The organism is Thermotoga sp. SG1 (assembly GCF_002865985.1).
Taxonomy (GTDB): Bacteria; Thermotogota; Thermotogae; order Thermotogales; family Thermotogaceae; genus Thermotoga.
Map to the genome: position 1 here is coordinate 327,194 of NZ_LNDD01000003.1, position 18,258 is coordinate 345,451.

At 44.5% G+C, this 18,258-nt stretch carries 14 protein-coding genes, 1 tRNA gene and 1 pseudogene; 5 read left to right on the forward strand and 11 right to left on the reverse strand.

From position 1 onward, the window contains the following. Nucleotides 1-57 precede the first annotated feature (57 nt). Nucleotides 58-131: transfer RNA gene (locus AS006_RS04560), tRNA-Gln, on the forward strand. 38 nt (nt 132-169) lie between these two features. On the opposite strand, the gene aglA is transcribed toward AS006_RS04560, so the two are convergent. The 7 genes from aglA to flgL form a co-directional block, all read right to left on the reverse strand. Continuing rightward, on the reverse strand, nt 170-1,579 hold the full coding sequence (gene aglA / locus AS006_RS04565) for an alpha-glucosidase AglA (protein WP_101513163.1): 1,410 nt from the start codon (nt 1,577-1,579) through the stop codon (nt 170-172). 44 nt (nt 1,580-1,623) lie between these two features. After that, nucleotides 1,624-2,292 (reverse strand): bifunctional demethylmenaquinone methyltransferase/2-methoxy-6-polyprenyl-1,4-benzoquinol methylase UbiE, encoded by a 669-nt coding sequence (ubiE, locus tag AS006_RS04570; protein ID WP_101513164.1) that lies wholly within the window; start codon nt 2,290-2,292, stop codon nt 1,624-1,626. After that, on the reverse strand, nt 2,289-3,371 hold the full coding sequence (locus AS006_RS04575; protein ID WP_233185636.1) for an NAD(P)/FAD-dependent oxidoreductase: 1,083 nt from the start codon (nt 3,369-3,371) through the stop codon (nt 2,289-2,291). The genes ubiE and AS006_RS04575 overlap by 4 nt, the downstream gene beginning before the upstream one ends. Then, nucleotides 3,371-4,567, reverse strand: a complete 1,197-nt coding sequence (locus AS006_RS04580) for an FprA family A-type flavoprotein (protein WP_101513165.1) — start codon at nt 4,565-4,567, stop codon at nt 3,371-3,373. The genes AS006_RS04575 and AS006_RS04580 overlap by 1 nt, the downstream gene beginning before the upstream one ends. Before the next feature lie 82 nt (nt 4,568-4,649). Continuing rightward, nucleotides 4,650-7,748 carry a glycosyltransferase gene (locus AS006_RS04585; protein WP_101513166.1) on the reverse strand — a complete coding sequence of 1,033 codons (3,099 nt, stop codon included), beginning with the start codon at nt 7,746-7,748 and terminating at the stop codon, nt 4,650-4,652. A gap of 4 nt (nt 7,749-7,752) precedes the next feature. Next, nucleotides 7,753-10,326 carry a glycosyltransferase gene (locus AS006_RS04590; protein WP_101513167.1) on the reverse strand — a complete coding sequence of 858 codons (2,574 nt, stop codon included), beginning with the start codon at nt 10,324-10,326 and terminating at the stop codon, nt 7,753-7,755. A gap of 97 nt (nt 10,327-10,423) precedes the next feature. Continuing rightward, complete coding sequence (gene flgL, locus AS006_RS04595) at nt 10,424-11,587, reverse strand: flagellar hook-associated protein FlgL (RefSeq protein ID WP_101513168.1); 1,164 nt, start codon at nt 11,585-11,587, stop codon at nt 10,424-10,426. 162 nt (nt 11,588-11,749) lie between these two features. On the opposite strand from flgL, the gene AS006_RS04600 reads away from it, so the two are divergent. The 4 genes from AS006_RS04600 (at nt 11,750) to rpsB (ending at nt 15,940) form a co-directional block, all read left to right on the forward strand. Continuing rightward, complete coding sequence (locus AS006_RS04600; RefSeq protein ID WP_101513169.1) at nt 11,750-12,508, forward strand: acyltransferase; 759 nt, start codon at nt 11,750-11,752, stop codon at nt 12,506-12,508. A 2-nt stretch (nt 12,509-12,510) separates the two neighbouring features. Beyond that, nucleotides 12,511-13,710 carry a glycosyltransferase family 4 protein gene (locus tag AS006_RS04605; RefSeq protein ID WP_101513170.1) on the forward strand — a complete coding sequence of 400 codons (1,200 nt, stop codon included), beginning with the start codon at nt 12,511-12,513 and terminating at the stop codon, nt 13,708-13,710. A 59-nt stretch (nt 13,711-13,769) separates the two neighbouring features. Then, complete coding sequence (locus AS006_RS04610; protein WP_101513171.1) at nt 13,770-15,017, forward strand: MFS transporter; 1,248 nt, start codon at nt 13,770-13,772, stop codon at nt 15,015-15,017. A 140-nt stretch (nt 15,018-15,157) separates the two neighbouring features. Continuing rightward, on the forward strand, nt 15,158-15,940 hold the full coding sequence (gene rpsB / locus AS006_RS04615) for a 30S ribosomal protein S2 (protein ID WP_101513172.1): 783 nt from the start codon (nt 15,158-15,160) through the stop codon (nt 15,938-15,940). A 19-nt stretch (nt 15,941-15,959) separates the two neighbouring features. On the opposite strand, the pseudogene AS006_RS04620 reads toward rpsB, so the two are convergent. The 4 genes and pseudogenes from AS006_RS04620 to AS006_RS04635 all read right to left on the reverse strand — a co-directional run bounded on the left by AS006_RS04620 (nt 15,960) and on the right by AS006_RS04635 (nt 18,187). Continuing rightward, nucleotides 15,960-16,281: pseudogene (locus tag AS006_RS04620) on the reverse strand (YbjQ family protein). A gap of 13 nt (nt 16,282-16,294) precedes the next feature. Further along, entirely contained in the window at nt 16,295-17,041 is a 747-nt protein-coding gene (locus tag AS006_RS04625) for an ABC transporter permease (protein ID WP_101513173.1), read from the reverse strand. After that, nucleotides 17,031-17,822 (reverse strand): ABC transporter ATP-binding protein, encoded by a 792-nt coding sequence (locus tag AS006_RS04630; protein WP_101513174.1) that lies wholly within the window; start codon nt 17,820-17,822, stop codon nt 17,031-17,033. The genes AS006_RS04625 and AS006_RS04630 overlap by 11 nt, the downstream gene beginning before the upstream one ends. Next, the gene (locus AS006_RS04635; RefSeq protein WP_101513175.1) at nt 17,822-18,187 is read right to left on the reverse strand and encodes a GntR family transcriptional regulator; all 366 of its coding nucleotides are present in this window, start codon (nt 18,185-18,187) and stop codon (nt 17,822-17,824) included. The genes AS006_RS04630 and AS006_RS04635 overlap by 1 nt, the downstream gene beginning before the upstream one ends. Between the last annotated feature and the right edge of the window lie 71 nt (nt 18,188-18,258).

Consider the following 18,258-nt stretch of genomic DNA (forward strand, 5'->3'; position numbering starts at 1 on the left):
CGTTTCCCTCCTTGAAAAGACACACCCGCGGTGGTAAAATTATAGCACGGAAAGGGTTGGGGCGTGGCCAAGCGGTAAGGCGGCGGACTTTGGATCCGCGATCGGTGGTTCGAATCCACCCGCCCCAGCCAGGGAAAAAGCCCCCGAAGAGGGGGCTTGTTTTGAATAATCAACTTTCATAGTATTCTCTTATCTCTTCGTTGAAAGGAAGGCTGAGTATCTCGTCCAGCACTTTCACGACCTGATCGTACGATTTCGTCCTTGGGTCTCTGATGAGGATCTCCTCGAGTACCTTCTTGTCTCTTGAGATGTACGCCTCCAGATTCCATTCCATCCTCAGGATCCTTGGCCAGAGATAGAAGATCTTGATCCTGTGTGTGAGATCGGGTTCTACCTTCTCTCTGTGTATTCCGCTGCTGTCTACCCAGACCGGAAGTTCCATCACCAGATCATCGGGGAAATCTTTGAGCGCTCCTTGGTTTTCCACGTTCAAAAAGAGCCTCACACGTTTGTTGTTTGCTATCGCGTTTATGAAAGGTATGTGCTGTTCTCCGCTGAGTTTCCCCTTTGGGAAGATCTCGGGATATTCCTCTGTGATCTTCAAGTGTGGATTTTTCTGGACCTCCTCTGCGAGCTTTATGAGGCGCTCTCTTGCCCTTCTGAGCTGCTCGTGGAACTTCGGTCTTTCCACTTCGTTGTCTATTCCACCGAACTTTCCGAACCACTTTTTCTTCGTCTCAAGGTTGTAGTGATACTTCCAGGTGCCGTTCCTCACCGTGTCTCCTATTGGGAGCATCCCGTAGAACCTGTACATGTCCATTGCAGCAGGGGACATCTGTGTGTCCCATGGATTTTTCGGCTCCCACTTCGGAAGTTTTTCCTCGATCCATTCATCGAGAAGTGGATATGCATCTTCTCCTTTGTATTTGAATCTGTTCAACCAAATTCCGTGATTCACACCGGCGACCTGCCAGTCCACTTCCTCGGGATCGAGGCCGAGTCTTTCAAAGACCTCGTAAACCCCGGCAACACCGTGGCAGAACCCCACGATGTTTGCACCCGTCCATCTTCTCACTGCCTGTGTGATCTCAAAAACGGGATTGGCGGTCTGCATAAGATACGCCTTCGGTGCTATCTTTTTCATTTTCTCGGCGATCTCAAGGGCAAGTTTCACATCGGGATAGGAGGAGAGGATGTAGGTGTAGGTGGAGACCATGTTCAGTTCCTGACTGTCTATTCCTCTGTAGTAGCCGTGTTTTTCACCAACTTTTGTGACCTCGTCCCATCTTTGAGATCCACTGTCGTGATACCTTGGATCGTAAGGGTAGGCGGTGTTTATGATGAAATCTGCCCCATCTATAGCCTCGTCGAGATTTTCCGTCTTCACCACTTTCACGGGTGAATTCAGCTCCTCCACGTACTTTCTTGCCAGGATGTAAGAGGCGTTGAGCCTTTTTTCATGAACGTCCATCAGGTAGATGTGTGTGTCTTTTCTTGAGAGTTCTTCCGTCTGTGCGATGTCTCCCACAAGCTGGAGGGCAAACCTCACGCTTCCTGCTCCGACGATGGAGATCTTCATGTTTTTACCACCTTCTTGTTAAATTCGTTTCTGAGACGAATTAATTACCCTGAGGAAATTTTATCACCAACGAAGATCCCGGCCACAGAGAAAAGAAGGGGCCTGAAACTCACCTCGAAACCTTCTTCTTCCATCATCTTCATTATCTGATCTGGTGTCATAAAGTTGAGAACGGAGCTGGAAAGATACCTGTAGGCACGAAAATCCCCACTGAAGACTCCTCCAAGAAGGGGAACAAAGAGTTTCAGATAGAGAGAGTAGAGTTTCCCGGTGAACTTTCTGGTGTTCGGAGGAAGAAGTTCAAGAATCACAAGTCTTCCACCTTTTTTGAGTACCCTGCGGCATTCTTTCAGAACCCTTCTTCTGTCGGAGAAGTTCCTGAATCCAAAGGCCACGGTGATGGCATCGAACTCTTCATCTCTGAAAGGAAGATCGTGGGCGTCTCCTGTGACGAACCCTGCATCTTTCACTTTCTTTTTTGCTATCTCCATCATCTTCGACGAAGAATCAAGTCCAGTAATTTCAAGATGTGGTACTTTTTTCTTCAGAAGTTTGATGACGTCACCTGTTCCCGTGGCAAGATCGAGGACCTTGTTCGGATGCTTTTCTAGGACAAGGGTCACCATTTGCTTTCTCCATTTCAGGTCCGTTCCAAAAGAGATGATCCTGTTCAGAAGGTCGTACCTTTCTGCTATTTCATCGAAGAGTTTCATCGAGAGCTTCTAAGCCTTTCCTCCCACTCTCTTGCCTTCTTCATGTCTTCAAAGACCACAACTCCAACGATCTTTCCATCCCTGTAGAAGGCTTTGGTTTCATTGTCCAGCCAGTTTCCATCTTTCGTGAGAGATCCCAAGACAGCGATGGGAAAGTCGCCGAACTTGAAGTAGGAAGACCTGAACTGGAAGTCGTACTCGTCCGGGATGCCTCTCAGGTTGTTTGCCAGGACCTTCGCATGTGCCATGGCAGCTTTTGCCGTTCCACAGATGATACCGTCGTGTTCTGCACAGTCTCCTATAGCGTAAACGTCAGGTTTTGAGGTTTTGAACATCCTGTCGACCAAAATTCCTTTGTTGACATCTATTCCGCTTTCTTTTGCAAGAGACACCTCTGGGACTATCCCTATAGAGCAAAGAACAACCTTTGCAGGGATCTCCTCTTTGTCTGTGACCAAAATGTCGTTTTCTATCCTCTCAACGTCTCTTCCAAGATAGAACTCCACACCGTACTTTTCCAGTTCACTTTTTATCCTCTCCGTCAGATCCTCGTCCAGCCCCATGAGAGAGTTCGTTTTCTCAACGACTTTCACTTTGAAGCCTTTTTTGGAGAGATTTCCTGCGAGTTCAAGTCCGATGAAACCTCCTCCGATGATGACCAGTTCTCCCTCTTTTTCTATGGCTTCTTTCAGTTTTTTTGCGTCTTCTATTGTTCTCAGAGTGAACATCCTCTCAGAACCGGGTATCTGGATCTTCCTGGGTCCTGCCCCCGTTGCAAGAACGAGGGTGTCATACTCAAGGATTTCCTTGTCTGTCTCCAGGATTTTTCTTTCTGTATCGATCCTTTTGGCTGTTGTTCCAAGAAGAAGATTTATCCCTTTCTTTCTGTACCAGTCCAGGGAATAGGGAAAGAGATTTTCTTCTTTCACATCCCCTGCCACGTAATGGCTTAGCATGGGTTTTGTGTAGTAGGGAACCGTTTCTTTTTCGACGATGGTGATTTCGTGGTCTTCTGAGAGTTGTTTTGCCAGTTCCACCCCACCGGGACCGTTTCCAACTATCAACACCTTCACGTTCATCACTCCAGTTCTTTTATGAGAAGATCTATCGCCTCTTCAATCTTTTTCTCGTCCACACCGGCTCCCCGCACCTCTGTGAAGGAAAGCACTCTGTACTTCGACTCCTTCAGAAATTCTCCTGATTTTCTCTCAACAGATGGAGCCCAGCCGTGCACACCGAAGACAAGAACGGATTTTTCATAATTTGCCTTATCTGTGATCTCGTAGAGAGCATACCTCATGAGTGGGTGGAGATCCGCTTCGTATGTAGAAATACCAAAGATCAGTGCCTCGCTGTCTGGGATGTCCTTCAAGATCTCACTCATCGCAGGGTTTTCTTCGTCGGAGAACCTGTAAACGACTGGTCTTAGACCTTTTTCTTTGAGAGAGTCGATCACCTTCTTCATGACGTTTTCCACAAAGCCGTACATGGAATCGTAGATCACGGTGATCTTTCCTTTCGTTGAAACACCCTTTGCAACGTTTACGTAATGTTCAAGAAGTTTCTCCGGATTCTTCTTCCAGATCAAGCCATGTCCTGGGAGTATCGCTTCTATGTCAAGAGTGGAAAGTTTCTTTGCTCCCTCCAGAATGTAGTTTTTGTAGTGTCCTATCACGGTGACGATGTACTTTGTTACGTAAGGAAGGTATTCTTCCACCACTTCTTCGCTCGAGTCGTCCAGAGTGGAAGGAAGAGAGTATCCCCCTCCCACATCGCATCCAAAGAGAATTCCGTCCAGATAGGTCACCATCGTGTCGGGCCAGTGAAGCCAAGGGGTCATGACGAATTTAAACGTCTTTCCGTCTATTTCTCTTTCTTCACCATCTGATACCACCGACACGTTCTTTATACCGTAGAAACCTTCCAAGAGCCTCTTTCCGAAGTTCGATGCGAGGATCTCCACATCGTGTCCAATAACTTTCAGTGTTTCGGGCAGTGTTCCGCTGTGATCTGGTTCGGTGTGGTTGACGATGATGTGGGTAATCTTTTTTGGATCGATGAGACTGGAGAGGGTTTCTAGAAATTCTTTTGTGTAGTTTTTCTTCCAGCCGTCTATCAGAACGTTTGCGCTGCCCAGTTTCACTAAGTACGCGTTGTAACTGATGCCTTCGGGTATTTCCCACACCGCCTCGAAGTACCTTATCTGATCGTCGTCTATTCTCAAGATATAGATTTCTGGGTCATCAAAAACCTTCTCGGTCCAGATTTTCGGCATATGGGACACCTCCAAAAAAGAATTAGTAACTCCTAAATTATTATAGCAATTGTCGAAAATAACGTCAAGATTGGCAATTGAATCAGTTCAATATTTTTTCGAAGAAATTCTTATATTTCAGAAAGTTTTCCCAAAATTTTTCTCCTAAAATCTCTCCATAGAGTGTTTTTGCTCTGCTTCTTATATGATTTTCGATACCCTTTAACTGGTTGAAATCCACAAGATGTTTTTTTGCCAGAGACACTACGATATAGGAGATAACCAGTGGTAAGGATTGTACACGTTTTTCGATGTTTTTTGATACAGAGGAAACATTTCCTATTTCATAACCTTCGAAAGTATAGTAGACAGGCACAATATCTTCCAGCGCACCATCCAATACCATTTGATAGGCGAGCAGTACGTCTTCCCCCACCGAAAAGTTTTTACCATACTCTTCCAACAGAGAAACGAGTGAAGAGTAGCTTTCTAACAAAAATTTCTTGGGTACCAATGTGTTTATCGGGTGGATCTCTCCACTCAAAAATTCCATTGTTTTCCAGAAATAATCCAGTGGTTTTCTTTCTATGTCTATAAGCCATACATCACCTGTACACTTTCTGTTTTCCATCAAGGCCACGGAAACGGCAAGAAGTGCGTTTTTGCGAAAGTTTGCAGTGTCGAGAAAGAGTCTATTGATTCCATTCAACTGCAATCTGTCGTCTATATTATGGTAAACGATGTACTCACCATCAGCGGCAAGGGTTCCTCTGTACCTTGCAAGAAACGGTCCTTCGTTTTTTTCAAGGTTCAAGATTTTGTATGGGAACTTTTTCTCTTTTGCCAGAAGCTTTTCAATTTCCTCGGCACTTCCATCTGTTGAACCATCGTTCACGAACACCACTTCAAAATTGGAATAGGACAATAAGTAAAGGTCTTCAACGGTACTTTTGATGTATTTTCTGGCGTTCAAAAACGGTATTACTATAGATACAGATGGGTATCGAGTTTTTACAATTTCAAGTTGAGGAGAAAATACCACTCTACCGTTTTCTTTCCTTGCTTTTTCGAAGATTTCCTCACAAGTTTTATCGTTTGTTCCTATTGCCAAAAGCCAGCTTCCAATATTTTCTTCACCTTGAAGCATTTTTTCAAGGTTGCGTGCCAGTTGTTTTTTTATCAATGAAGGGTTTATTCTTTTCAAGCAAAAGGGTTCAGAAAATGAACCTATGATTTCTTCGTGAAGCAACCTTACTCCGGCTTTTTCAAATAGATCCTTTAAACTGTAAAAATCTCTTTCGGAACCATACTCCCAAGTTCCGCTTTCCTGTGATATTTCTTCTGAGAGTTCGTAGATCTGAGAGCCGCTGTACGGAACACCTACTACAATGAATCTTCCCACGCGAGCCATCTCTTTGAGCATTTTGATGATGTCTTCATCCTGAAAGTGTTCCACCACTCCGATGTTGAAGACTATATCAAATTCTCTTTCTGAAAATACCGTATTGAAAGCGTCCATTTTTCTGAAGTTCACGTTTCTTAATTCGAAAAAGCTAGCCACCTTTTCTGATAGATTCACACTATCCTGGCTAATATCTATTCCCGTATAATGGGCACCTCTTTTTGAAAGATCAATGGAAATGATACCAGACCCACAACCAGCTTCAAGAATTTTTGATCCTTTCAACACAAAAAATCGATTCAACAGATTCACAAACTCTGATCTTAGAACTTTTCCTTCAGGACTGTTGACAAGGGAAAGTATGTCGTGCTCACTGTATCTTTTCCACAGGTTATCCCATACCCCTTTTTCTTTTACCTGTTCTACCTTTATCTTCGCTTTAGGTAGCGATTCTATCATATCGGCGATGTTTTTGATCTGTGATTCCAGAGAGTAGTTGTCTTCCACGTACCGTCTGTATTTTTCACTCTCGTATTTTCCTTTTATAAGATTAGGAATCTCACCGATGAAATTGAAGATAAGACTCTCTGACCATTGGTTTTTTGCTCCATGATAATTGTGTATTAACGGTTTTATCCCACAAGCCATTGCTTCGGCTATGTTGTAGCCAAAACTTTCATGAACGCTTGTAGAAAGTACGTAATTCATATCTTCAAGAAATTCTTCTATGTTATGCACAAATCCATACAGTTTGACGTTTTTCTCCAGACCGGTTTCTTTGATGAAATACTTGAAGTAATTTGCATATCTCAGTTCTTGAAAATCTCCTGCCACATGAAGGGTGTATCTTTCATCGATGCTCTTCAAAAGCCCAATCACCTGAAGCCACATCTCAGGAGCCTTCTTATGGTTTATGTGTGCTACCACGGCTATGTTGAAACCAGGAGATCGAACTTTGAACCTGAACCTGTTCAGATCGACACCATTTGGAATCACTTTGATCTTGTTCTTTATTTTTTCGTAGACGCTCTGATGATAGTCCTTCAGTACATCTTTCATGTGATCGGCAACCAGTATCAGTGTATCCACGTTGTTCCAGTTTATTCTTTCTGGATAGTTTACAAGGGCTTCATAACTATGAAGTCTGCAGAGAATCCTTTTGTTTCCCTTTGGCAGTTTACCTGTTATCTCCACTGCCAGTTCGTTTGCCCACTCCAGCCAGACGATGTCCGCCCAGTTGTAGGCATCGACGATCTGCTTTCCATCTTTCGTCACGACGAGTTTCACTTCGTACATTTCAGAGAGGATGTTTGCTATGTCTTTGATGAAGTGATCCAGGCCTGGAAGACAAAGAAAGGCAACTTTTGTATCCTTTTTGAACTGTTTTTTGAGTGCTTCGTACTTTTCTTTCATTTCCAGGATGCCAGAAAGTTTTGATGCTTTTCTGTAGTGATGAAGGGCCATTGCGAGATTGTTCTGCTGCAGTTGAGTATCACCGAGCATGTCGTACACTTCCCACGTTTTCTCATTGATCCTCGTCAGATACCTCCAGGATTCGAAGTACTCTCCTTTTTCAAGTAGAACCTTCGAATAATTGAACAGTACGTCATCGTGAACAGGGTTTATCTTCAAGGCTTTTTCAAAGAAGGTTTGAGCCTCTTCTTTTTTGCCTTCGTAGTAATGCACTATCCCCAGTGCGTTGTATCTTTCTGTTTCATCGTCAATTTTTTCTGCTATTTCTTTTGCCTTTGAAAAATCTTTTTGTTCTATCGCCTTTTGAATTTTTTCAAAAATTTCCATACCTTCATCCCCTCACAGATTCTATGAACCTCAAATTCTTCTCAGGTGCTTTCACTTTCAAAGTGGAAAATCCTGCCCTTTTCAGAGTGTTTTTCATCTGAGATGTTGTCCTGAGCACCCTGAACGGGGGATAGTACCATACAGGATCGTTTCTATCACTCAGATCTGGAACAAAGAAGAAAAGAAGGACTCTTTCAGCATCTTCAACGAGTTTTTCAAGGTCGAGAGTCTCTTCTACGCCAGAAACAACAAGGAGGTTTTTCGAGTTCTCTTTCAACTCTATTCCGAGATCCTCCAGAGCAGATTCCAGTCCGGGAAGATCTCCTCTGACTTTCAAATCCGCCAGGTTGGTCTCTGATAGAGTTTCAACAACGTACTCTTTTTTGATCTTGAATGGAGGATCTTTGTAGATCTCCTTTTCCCTTTCTCTGTAAATCTTCAAAGCTTCATCTGATGGAAATGGAAACGAGTAAAAGAAGTTTTCTTTTTTCTTCCAGGATCTGACAGGATGGATCACACCAAGACCTGAGAATCTTTCTGTGATGTTTCCAGCCCAGATGGTTTCGTCTTCTTTTCTCATGAAAGGAAAGATCTGGTTCGGATAGAGCGCGTCGTATTTATACTTTCCCAGTGCGATGTTTCCCAGGTTTTCGTTTTCCTCCACTGCCTTCATGTGAAGTTCGAAGGCTTTCTCGGGATCTTCCTCCTCATAGATCTTTGCAAGACGGTAGTAGTAGAATGGAAGTTTTGTGGTGTCTGTTATCTTCATAAGCAACTTCTTCGATTTTTCCTTGTCTCTGGTGGCCACAGCGGAAGCATAGAGCGCCACCGGGTGGTCGGAGATGAGGCACAGTTTTTCTGCGTCTTCTTTTACAAAGCCAAGAAGATCAAACGGGAACTCTCTGTAGCCTGAGAAGTACCTGTAGAGTTCTTCATAGACACCTTCTGTTTCTGGATCGAGGCGTGTTTTCAGGTCTTCGATCACAGGCTTTATGAAGCTTGCTATCTCTGGTGTCAATTCCAATGCTTTTCTGTATCTTGAAACGGCTTCGGAGAAGTTTCCAAGTTTCAAATAGAGATCTCCTATGAGTGCCTGGACGATGCCGTTTAGTTTTTCGTCACCTTCGATCTTTGAAAGTATTCTGATGAGTTTTCCTTCTGTTTCTCTCCTTTTCAGAAGATCGAAAATGAAAAGAAGGCCAGGGATGCCTGTTCTCTCCACAAAAGAGTTTGTGTCTTCGTCTGTGAGGTATTCGAAGAGGAAATCTTTTTTCTCAATCAGTCTTTTCACGATGAATCTGGAGATCTTCTTTGAGACGGGAAGTTTCTTCAGAAGATCTTCGGAAACATCTATCTCAAATTCTGCTATCTTTTCCACCAAGTCGTCGAAGAAAAGACCTTCAGAGTTTTCTGCTATTTTTTCCACAAGGTTGAGCGCTTTTTGAAAGTCTTCTCTGTCTTCTATTTCTGAGATGTAACGGAGTGTGACTGCAAGTTTTGATCTATCCACATCGTTTTCTATCGCTTTTGAAAGATGATGTTCAGCCTCTTTCCATTTCTTCAATTTCAGGCACGCATGGCAGGTGAGAAGATGTGCTGTTCCTATTTCTTTTATGCTCATGATGGTGAACTCATACTTTTCTACCTGTGACATCGCCTTGTTCAAAACTTCAAAGAACCTGTTTCCCCATCGGTAAAGGTTTTCCCAGTCTTTTTTTCTTTCGTAGATGGCAAGTTTTGCAAAGTAAGGATCGGGGTTTTCCGAGAAAGCCTTCAGTGCAATATCTATCAGTTCTTCGCCTTTTTCAAGAAAGCCTCTTGTTATCAGTTCCATTCCGAAAATATAGAGAAATTCCAGACCTATTGCCGGTACTTTTCCAACCTTTTTTATTTCCTGCAAAATCTGCCAGGCGATTTTGTTTTCTTCGTGCTTCTTACCACCTACCTTTTCTGTCTTATAAAGCTGTATCAAATAGTATATCTTTTCTATAGGATCTTTCACCGTCTCGAGGTGTTTTCTTATGAGCGTTGCGGTTCGTTCGTATTTTTTCCTCTTCAGTTTCCTGGTCCAGATGTAACCGTAGTGGTATACTCTGAACGGGGCATGAACCACTTTCGGCTTGTAGACAGCCTGGTTGTGAACAATGTTTTTGTAGTACACTGTCCCGTTTCTGAATATCCTTGGAGTCGAGGCCACTTCTGTTTTTTTGAAATCCCAGTCCAGATAATTCACCGTTGGAAGATAGATGGTGTTCACATCGTCTGGAAGATTTTTCAGAAAGTCCCTTATGTTTCTTCTGAACTCTTCAGAAACTTCTTCGTCTGCATCCAGTATGAGAATCCACTCACAGGTAGGAAATTTCAAAGAGAAATTTCTTGCTTCAGAAAAGTCGTTTTTCCACTCATAAAAATAGAGCCTATCGGTGTACTCTTTTACGATCTCGGGTGTTCTGTCTGTAGAGCCGGTGTCGATCACTACGATCTCGTCTGCAACATCTTTGATACTCTCGAGTACCCTTCTTATGTTGTGTTCTTCATCTTTCACTATCATCGCAACGGAAAGAAGGCATTTTCTCACACTCTCACCTCAACAGGATATTTCTACAAATTCGACGTTTTGTCCTTAAACAAAAATAAAGGGGGCATGCGCCCCCTTGTTGTCAGAGTGCCAAACTTTATCTCATCAATTGGAGGACGTTCTGCGGGAGTGTGTTGGACTGAGCAAGCATCGCCATGCTGGACTGGAGCAGGATCTGCTGCTTGGTGAACTCCATCATCTCTTTTGCCATGTCTGCGTCTCTGATTCTGGATTCTGCAGCTGTGAGGTTCTCTGCGGCAACACCGAGGTTGGAGATGGTGTGTTCGAGCCTGTTCTGGATAGCACCGAGTGCTGCCCTTGCTGTGCTCACCCTGTGAATCGCAGCGTCTATGACCATGATGGCCCTTTCTGCACTGTCCTGATCGGTGACTTTGAGGGATGCAGATGTCAATCCAAGTGCTGCTGCACTCATATCATCGATACCGGCAACCATGTTGTGGCCCTCGTTGGCTCCGATCTGGAAGATGAGCTGAGAGGCCGATGTGTAAACAGCTTCCACCCTCACAACGGCACTGTCGACTACTTCGTTAGATGGCAGAGCTCCTCCGAAGTCACTTATGCTGAGAACGTTTGTATCCCATGTGAAGGTGATATTTCCAAGCGCAGCCGCACCCGCTGTTATGGTGGCAATGGTAGAGGTATAACCTCCAACGGTGAACAGAGTGATCTTGACATCAAGTTCGGATGTGACCGCTCCCTGGAATTGTCCGATTTCGATAACGTATGTTCCTTCAACAGCAGCCGAGGACACAGCACCCAACTGAACGTTTATGTTTCCACCCGTCACAACTTTCGCATCGACTTCACTTCTGAAGCTTTCCAGTTTTCCATCAAGGAGTTTCTTTGTGTTGAACTCTGTTGTTCTTGCTATTCTATCGATCTCTTCTCTGAGCTGATCAATTTCCTTCTGGATCTGTTCTCTATCAACGTCGGTGTTGGTGTCGGATGCTGCCTGGACTGCAAGTTCTCTCATTCTCTGAAGGATTGAGTGTACCTCTGTGAGTGCTCCTTCTGCTGTCTGGATCAGGGAGATAGCGTCTTGAGCGTTTTTGATTGCCATGTTCAGACCCTTGATCTGGCCTCTCATCTTTTCGCTGATGGCAAGACCTGCTGCGTCGTCACCAGCTCTGTTGATCCTCAGACCAGAGGAGAGTCTTTCAAGGGTTTTTCCCATGCTGTACTGTGTCTGACTGATGTTCCTCCAGGCGTTCAACGCACTGATGTTGTGATTGATCCTCATGAACCACTCACCTCCGTGTGAAAGTCTTTACTTCCCTGTACCCGGCGCCGGGTTTTCCATTATTTTTAATCGGAAGCCTTTCAGGGGATTTTAATGTTAAATGTTTGTAACGGTCAGAGTGGTAGAATGTCTTCGAGACAAGTTCTGAAAGGAGGAAAGAGTATGAGTTTCGTCTCGGACAGAGCAAAGGTCGGTAAAAACGTAAAGATAGGGCAGAATGTGGTGATAGAGGACGATGTGGTAATAGAGGATAACGTGGTGATAGGACACAACGTGGTGATCAGAAAAGGAACGAAGATCGGTGGTGGATGTGTTGTGTTTGACGGAACCATTCTTGGAAAGGTTCCCTTCAGGTCTTCTATTTCAGCGGTGACAGAAGACAAAGACCTTCCGTCCCTTACCATAGGAAACAACGTCATTGTGGGTGCAAATTGTGTGATTTACCGTGGTAGTTTTCTGGAGGATTTTGTTTTCGTTGGAGATCTTGTGGTGATAAGAGAGGATGTTAGAATAGGAACCCATACGGTGGTGGGAAAGGGTGTTACCATCGAAAACAAAACCACCATCGGAAAGTACGTGAAGATAGAAACGAACGCCTACATCACCGCATTTTCGACGGTCGAAGATTACTGTTTCATCGCTCCCGAAGTGACGTTCACAAACGACAATTTTCTCGGAAGAACAGAAAAAAGAAAAAAGTTTTTCAAAGGGCCCACACTCAAGAAAGGTGCCAGGGTGGGCGCAAACGCGACCATACTTCCTGGAGTCGTAATAGGGGAAGATGCCCTGGTGGCGGCAGGATCGGTTGTAACGAAAGATGTCCCTCCCAGAAAGATCGTGATGGGAGTTCCAGCGCAGGTGGTTAGAGATGTTCCAGAAGATCAACTTCTTGAAAACCAATCTTACTACAGGGAGGAATAACCTTGAACATCGCCATACTCAATCACTACGCGAGTATCCCAGAGATGGGAAGTGCCGAGACAAGGCATTTTGAACTTGCAAAACGATTTGTGAAAGACGGTCACAGTGTGGACATCTACGTCGGGGACTTTTCGCACCTTTCAGGAAAAAGGTGGAGTGAAACGTTCGGGTGGCGCTTTTCAAAAGAGGGCGTGAACTTCATCGTCATAAAAACAAGAAAATACTCGGGGAATTCAATTTCCAGATTTCTTTCTTCTTTCGATTATTACAGGAACGGAAAGAGGCTGATCGTTCAACGAGATTACGATGTGATCATCGCTTCCTCTCCTCATCCTTTCTCCTGGAGTCTTGGGTGGCACTACGTGAAGAAAAAGAAGAGAGGAAGATTTTTCATCGAAATCAGAGACGTCTGGCCAGACGATCTTGTGGAACTTGGATCAATCTCGTACTCTCATCCTGTTTCAAAACTCTTCGATTTCATGTGCAAAAAGTACTATCCGAAGGCCGATGGGATCATCTCTCTTGTTCCGGATCTTTCAAAGCACTTTGAGAGGCTGAGGGTTCATCCCGAAAGGTTCATCTTTGTGCCAAACGGAGTGGATCTGAGCCGATTCGAAAACTATGAATACTGCTCTGAAGTGGAAGAGATCCTCTCCAAAGTGCCGAAGGACAAGGTGAAGGTTCTCTATGCAGGATCGATCGTTCCGCACAATGGAGTGAAGGAGTTCCTTGGGATGCTCTCAGATGTGAAAGAAGATATAAGAGAGAAATTTGTCTTCATCTTCGTGGGACCTTCCCAGCCGGACTATCTTGAAGAGTTGAAGAAGGCTTTCAGAGATCTCAAGAACGTCTTTTTCTTCGATCCTGTTCCCAAAAAGTGTGTTCCATCTCTCTTTCAGAAAGTGGATTTTCTTCTCTTTACCCTTTCTCATACCACGATGAACCATCCTGCGGTGAGTTCCTACAAGGTGCTCGACTACATGGCTTCTGGAAAACCCGTTCTATGTATTGACATAGAAGGAATTTTGTTCAAAGAAACAACCGGTGCGATCTTCTTCAACGAAAAAAATTTGGAAAAAGTCTTGGAAGATATTCTCACAAAAGATCATTCACATCTTGGGATGAAAAACCGAGAGTACGTTGAGCGTGAAAGAGACTGGGACCACCTTTACGAAAAGTTAAAGGAGTTCATCTTCTCCTGAAACAAAAGGTTAGGATAGAATATCTTATGCTGCATATTTTTAGATCAGGAGAGTGGACTATGAAACAGCTGACTGAAAAAGACTACCGATGGAACTTTCTCGTCAACTCCCTGGATTATGCCTTTTTCAGCCTTGGGATGACCCTTGGTTCCATCTTCACGCTCTTTCCCGTTTTTGCGAAAAATCTTGGGGCGTCGAATGTGGAACTTGGTCTCATACCAGCCATTGCGAACCTTGGCTGGGGCATTCCGGCAATATGGGGTGCCAAATACGCTGAAAGGTCTCCCAAGAAATTGAAACTGGTCTTGGAAGTGACACTCGGGGAGAGACTTCCCTACCTTTTCATGGCTTTGATAAGTCTCTATCTTGCCGTGCCTTCCCCCAAACTGGCATTGTACCTTTCCATTCTGATGATTGGAATCGCCACGTTCTCCATGGGGTTTCTGGGTCCACCGTGGATGAGCATGATAGAGAAGGTGATCGATCCAAAAAGAAGAGGGACCTTCTTTGCCATGGGGAATGGTCTTGGAGCGATCCTCGGTGTGGGGGGATCGATCATCGCAAAGAGACTTCTTTCGGAATACCCGTTTCCCGAAAACTTCGGTTATGTTTTTCTCACTGCGTTTGTCTTCTTCATGGTGTCTTTTGTCTTTCTTGCGCTCACCAGGGAGGTACCCGATCAGGTCACTCCAAATGATGAACCCATATGGAACTACATAAAAAACATGAAACACGTGTTTCTGGACAGAAACTTCAGAAACTTCCTGATAGAGAGAATCATCACCAGTTTCATGTTCGCTTCGAGTGGTTTCATCACTGTGTATCTTTTAGAAAAATTCTCTCTTCCAGACGATGCCGCAGCGGTGTTCACGGCGATAGTTCTCACATCCCAGGGTGTTTCATCGTTCGTGTTCGGGCCATTAGGGGATAAAAGAGGACACAAGCTGAATCTTCTTTTCAGCAAGATCTTTTACTCCCTTACTGTTTTGATTGCCTTCTTTTCTACGGATCCATTCCATGCCTATTTTGTCTTTGCCTTGATGGGGCTTGTCAACACGGCCAACAACGTGGGAAACATGGCGATCACGCTCGATTTTGTTTCGGGAAAGAGAAAAGAACTGTACATGGGTTCACTGTACTTTTCCATCGCACCGTTTTCTTTCATAGCTCCACTCATCGGTGGCAAGATAGCAGATGCCTTTGGTTGCGGTTTTCTCATAGTTGCCACAGGGTTGATCGGAATGTTCGCGAGTTTTTACGTTGTGAAATTCATCGTGGATCCAAGAGTTCAGATCAAGAACGATTGAAATCTCCTTTCTTCGATGGTAGAATTCTCAAGGTACCTATCACGCACGCTCCTGGATCCCACCCTCGGTGCCTGTAAAAAGGCCGGCGTGGGCGTGAAGGGAGCGGAGGACTAAAACCAAAAGGGATGGAGGTGTTGTCTGTGGCGGTTGTCACCATGAAACAGCTTCTGGAAGCAGGAGTGCACTTTGGACACAGAACGAGAAGATGGAACCCGAAAATGGCTCCCTACATCTACACAGAAAGAAAGGGTATCTACATCATCGACCTTCAAAAGACCCAGCAGCTTCTGGAAGAGGCGTACTACTTTGTCAGGGAAAAGGCCAGTGAAGGTGCGACGATCCTCTTTGTAGGAACGAAAAAGCAAGCTCAGGGCGTGATAAAAGCAGAAGCAGAAAGATGTGGAGCCTTCTACGTGAACAACAGGTGGCTTGGTGGACTTCTCACAAACTTCAAGACGATCAGATCAAGAATTGACAAACTCATCGAACTTGAAGAAATGGAACAGAGTGGAAAACTCGATGAACTGCCAAAGAAAGAGCAGAGCAGAATAAGAAGAATCCTGGAGAAACTCAGAAAGAACCTGGGCGGACTAAAAGAGATGAGGAAACTCCCTGACATCGTCTATATAGTGGACCCAAGGAAGGAAAAGATAGCCGTTGCCGAGGCGAACAAGCTGGGTATTCCCATCGTGGCCATAGTTGACACGAACTGTGATCCCGATCCAATCGATTATGTGATACCTGGAAACGACGATGCGATCAGGTCTATAAAGCTCATCACTTCCGTCATAGCTGATGCATATCTTGAGGGAAGAGAAGGAGCTCCTCTCACGACAGAAGAAGAATCGAAGGCGGAAGAAACTGTTGAAGAGATGATCGAAGAAATCGACTTGGAGGAATTCGAGGAAGAAGAGGAAGTTTGAGAAGGGGCGATTCGCCCCTTCAAATTTTTTCCAGTCTCACTGCCGTTCCGTACGCGAGGATTTCTGCTGCACCACCTCATGATGGTGGAAGAAGAATATCTGAATCCTATCACCGCGTCCGCACCGAGTTTTTCTGCCTCCTTAACCATTCTTTCGAAAGCGATGTTCCTTGCCTCAGTCAGCATCTCCGTGTAGCCTTTGATTTCTCCTCCTGCAAGAGTTTTCAATGCAGCAGCTATGTCCCTTCCCAGATGTTTTGACATCACCACGTTTCCCGAAACCACACCAAGGACCTCTTTCACTCTGTATCCTGGTATCTGTTCAACAGTGGTGACGATCATACTCTACACCCCCTCAGAAGTCTTTTGTTTCAAGAACTTTATAGGAAAGATAGACAAACACCACACCGGTCAGAGTATAAGCCAAGGAAGGCCATGGTGTGAGTTCTCCCCTCAGGATGTAAAGGTAGGTGTTCAAGATGGACAGAGGTTTGATAAAGCTTCCAAGTGCCGTTGTTCCTGCAAGAAGAGCGATCGAAACAATGAGGGGCTTGACCTGATCGGAAAACAGCACGGAGAAGAAGATGGTGATAGAAAACCACAGGAAAATCCCAACTGTTTCCACCAGAAGATAGCGAAACACAGAACTTGCATCCAGTGACTCACCGACGATCCAGCTGACGGGCAGTGGAAGAACGGCGAGTACCACGAGAGACAAAAGAGTGAAAACCAGAGGAACGAAAAACTTCACCATGAAAAGTCTTTTTCTTTTGACTCTCACAAGTAAAAGTTCCATCGTTTCGTTCTCTATCTCCCTTGCAAACACCGGAAAAGCCATTATGATCGCAAGTATTGGAACAAATTGGCCAAGGTTCTTCCCGTACCACTGGGTGATGATGTAGAAGTCCCATCTTGAGAGTTTTTCCATGAACTCATCTGTGACACCGAACTTTTCCAGGATGTTTTTCGGTGCACTTCTGATGATCTCAGAGAGATTTTGCGTGTAGTCCTTCATCACCACAAGCAAAATGAAAGTTCCAAGAAGGATGAAGAACATCACAAAAAAACGCACCCTCATATCCCTGAATTCTTTATTGAACATCTCTCTCACCCCTGACGATCGCTTCGAAGATGTCCTCGAACGAGGCGTCCTCCACCTGAACGCTTTCTGGTATCTCTTCTTTTTTCATCAGATAGATCTTCTCCCCACTTTTGAGTGTTTTCAGAAGATAGCCACCCAGTTCATCTTTTGAGACAACAAGTTTATAGGAAGACTTTATATCGTCCAGATTCCCTGAAAGAACCATCTTTCCTTCTTTCATGATGGCGACCCTGTCTGCTATTTTCTCAACCTCTGCCAGCACATGACTGGTGTAGAGTACGGATTTTCCATCGTAAGTGAGAGATCTTATAAGGTTGAGAATTTCGTTTCTCACGATAGGATCGAGACCCCAAGTGGGTTCGTCCAGGATGTAAAGGTCAACATCTTCGGCGAGAACAAGAGAAAGATACAGTATCGTTCTCATGCCATGCGAAAGGTTGGTCACCTTTTCGTTCAGGTCTATACTGTACCTTTCAAGCATCTCAAGAGATCTTTCTTCGTAAAAGTTTTTTCCAATTTTTTTGAACAGATCGATCGTTTCTTTCACCCTCAGGTAGGGATAGAGCTTCTTCTCCTCGGGAAGGTATGTGAACGTGCCTTCCAGTTCGATCTTTCCTGATGTTTTCTTTCTGAGGCCGACTATGCATTTCAACGTGGTTGTTTTCCCCGCACCGTTCGGCCCGAGAATGGCGAAGATTTCCCCTTTATCCACTTCAAAACTAATGTCGTTCACTGCTGATTTTTCTCCGTAGAATTTTTTCAGGTTTTCTACTTTCAACATCACTCATCACCCCCGAAAACTTCTTTTGAGAGTTTCAACACTCTCTCCAAAGGAATTCCTGCTTTTTTACAATCTTCCAGTACTTTTCTGAGTTTCTCTTCGAGCTGTGTCTGGAGTTTTTCCATGTTCACTTTCGATACGATGTAACCTTCTCCTCTTTTCACCTCCAGAACACCTTCCTGGACGAGTTCTCTGTACGCGCGGGCGACGGTGTTCAGGTTCACCTCCAGGTTCTCTGCGAGTGATCGTATAGAGGGCACAAAATCACCTTCCCTCAACTTTCCAGACAGAATGAGAAGTTTGATCTTCTCTTTTATCTGCTCGTAGATCGGTTTTGAGGAGTGAAAATCGATCCCGAACCACAATGTTATCACCTCGGTGTAATATTATACTATTACACAATGATATTTGTCAATTTTCGTCTTGCGTTCTTTGT